General features: G+C 70.3%; 3 protein-coding genes. 2 read left to right on the forward strand and 1 reads right to left on the reverse strand.

Annotation, left to right across the window (positions count from 1 at the left end; all coding sequences use genetic code 11):
- The first annotated feature begins 102 nt into the window (after nucleotides 1-102).
- On the forward strand, nucleotides 103-957 hold the full coding sequence (locus VGR06_RS00580) for a DUF2267 domain-containing protein (RefSeq protein WP_327556911.1): 855 nt from the start codon (nucleotides 103-105) through the stop codon (nucleotides 955-957).
- Between the two features lie 59 nt (nucleotides 958-1,016).
- Nucleotides 1,017-1,226 carry a hypothetical protein gene (locus VGR06_RS00585; RefSeq protein WP_327556912.1) on the forward strand — a complete coding sequence of 70 codons (210 nt, stop codon included), beginning with the start codon at nucleotides 1,017-1,019 and terminating at the stop codon, nucleotides 1,224-1,226.
- Nucleotides 1,227-2,163: 937 nt separating this feature from the next.
- Here VGR06_RS00585 and VGR06_RS00590 read toward each other — a convergent pair.
- A partial coding sequence (locus VGR06_RS00590) for a hypothetical protein (protein WP_327556913.1) occupies nucleotides 2,164-2,429 on the reverse strand: 266 nt, incomplete at its 5' end.

Here is a 2,429-nt window from a genome sequence, read left to right on the forward strand (position 1 = left end):
GCGCCTGTGGCGTGGCCAGCGGGCAGGACCGGCAGCACCGCAAACCGGCCGCCGGCTGGGAGACTGGCAGCACAGCCAATGCGCCCTGGTTGGAGGTAACCGATGCTGAAGAAAGTGACATCTGCGGTGCTGGCCGCGGGAGCCATACTCGGTGCCCGTCGGCTGTTCGCGCCAGATACGCCAGCCCGGCGGGCCCTGGTTTCCGGAGGGGACCGGGTCGCCGCGGAGTTGCACCGGCTCGCCGACCAATGGGAGGGGACCCGCTACCGGTTACGTGGCCGGCACCCGGACCCCGACGTGGACGACAGGACGCTCGCCGATCGGATTCGGTCAACGATCGGCCCGCTGGAGAAGGGGCTGGATCTGCCGCACATCCACGTCATGGTGGTCGACCGCACGGCGTTGTTGCACGGTGCGGTCGGGTCGGCCGGGGACGCCGCCACGATCGAAGCGGCGGTCACCAAGATCTCCGGGGTTCGCGGCGTCGAGTCCTACCTGCACATCGGCCTGCTACCAAGTGACAGCCGCCCGTCGGCCGGCCGGTCCCACGCGCCGCCATCGGAGGCCAAGCAGCGGCTGGTCAATGCGGCCACCTCAGCCGGGGTCGACGAGGGGAACGCGCTGGCCGTGGTGCGCACCACGCTGGCGGCATTCACCGAGCGGCTGCCGGCGGGCGAACGTGGCCAGTTGGTGGCGCACCTGCCCCGCGATGTGCGCGCGCTGCTCCAACCGGCACGCCGTCACGGCGAGCCCGCCGACTGGCTGCAGAGTATCCCCGAGTTGGTTGGCCGGGTGGTGCCCGAGGCCGGCACCGCCAGTGTCACGACCACCACCGATGCGGTGCGCTCGATCCTGGGCGAACTGCGTGCCCTCGTGCCCGAAGAGGCGGCCGACGTGAGCAGCGTGCTGCCCAGTGGCCTGCGGGAGCTTTGGACGTCGGCACCGATCGAGCCGTGAGGTGAAACCAGGCGCGACGACCTCCTGCAGCAGCTTGGCGAGACGTCCTAGGAGCAACCGTGACCGTCGCGATCGGACTCGTGGGCACGGGTCGGTGGGCCAAGAAGATACATGCACCTTTTGCTGGCATCCACACCACCTCGCTGTCCATGACAGCCGCGGTCGAGCGGCAGCGTGCCGAGGTCGGGTCGGGCGGCGCCGCGCTGATCGACCTGCAGAAGGCGTCTCGGATGCGAGCCGCCGTCGCCGCCGGCTCACGGGTCACCTGATGCCAGGTCATGCGTACGACCTCCCAACCGGCCCGCTCGATCCGCTCCTGACGCAGCTTCTCCCGACGGAGCACCCGCGGGTCGGCGTACTTCGACAGCCCATCGCACTCGCCGATGGTCCACAGCTCCGGCCAACCCAGGTCGCCGAAGGCAAAGACTCCTTGCTCGTCGGCGATCGGCACCTGCAAGTCGGGCCGCGGCAGGCGTTGGTCTCGGCACAGGACGCGGCCAAGCGACTCGAGGGCCGACTCTGCCCGCGCGTCCGCGAAGTCCACCACGTCCATCGCAGACCGAATTCCCGGCCAACGTCGGCAATGGGCCAGGACCGCGCGCAGCCCGGCACGGTCGGCAGCGCCGAGGCGAAGCGCCGAGTCGGCCACCACGACCGCATCAGTGAACGGGAGCTCACGGGCGAGGTCGACGACCGTTCGTGCGGCCGACGTGACCGGCACCCCGAGGACGCGCACCACGTGGTGTGGCGGGAGAGCGGCCCTGCGCAACTCGACGCCGACGCGGTCCCGACTCATGCCGCGGCCCACAGTCAGCGAGGCTGTGGTTGGCTGTGGCGCCAGCGTCGACAACTCATGCAGCCAGGCGGCGGATTCGTGGCTGCCTGCCGCTTGCCGAGCTCGTGCGCCAAGCTCGGCCGCCAGAGTCAGCGCGTGCGCCAACCGAGGGTCGTCAGCGGCGGCATGGACCAACTCCCAGGGAGCGTAGATCTCGTGCCGCAAGCGCAGCCAGCGACCGCTGCGCAGCTCCCGGCGGATCGTGGCCTCGTCATACCCGTGCCGCAGGGCATCAGCCCGAGCGAAGACGCCGCGCGGGCGAGGCAGATCCTGGGACATATCGACAGGATCGCCGACCGGACGAGCCTGCGGGCGGCCCTCCACAGGGGCTGGCCACAAATCTTCGGCGATCCACAAGCCAGCCCCGCGCCTCATCGGCCTTCGTCGTGTGGGTCCTCGTCGGGGGGTTCGAGCGGCGGCATGCCGGACAGCGGTCGCACGTGCTCAATGTGCTGCTGTTGGTATGCGCGTAATCGGTCGTACGCCGCTGTCTCTGGCGATCCGCTCGGTGCGGTCCCGGGCGAAGTCCCGCTGGTGACCCACGCCAGCACGTTGCGGGTGGCCTGCCCGATCGCCACGGACATCTCCGGAGTGACCGACCAGTTCCAGTAGCACTGGCCGATGAGCGAGCACACCC

It is taken from the genome of Actinophytocola sp. (genome assembly GCF_036002505.1).
Taxonomy (GTDB): Bacteria; Actinomycetota; Actinomycetes; order Mycobacteriales; family Pseudonocardiaceae; genus DASYTH01.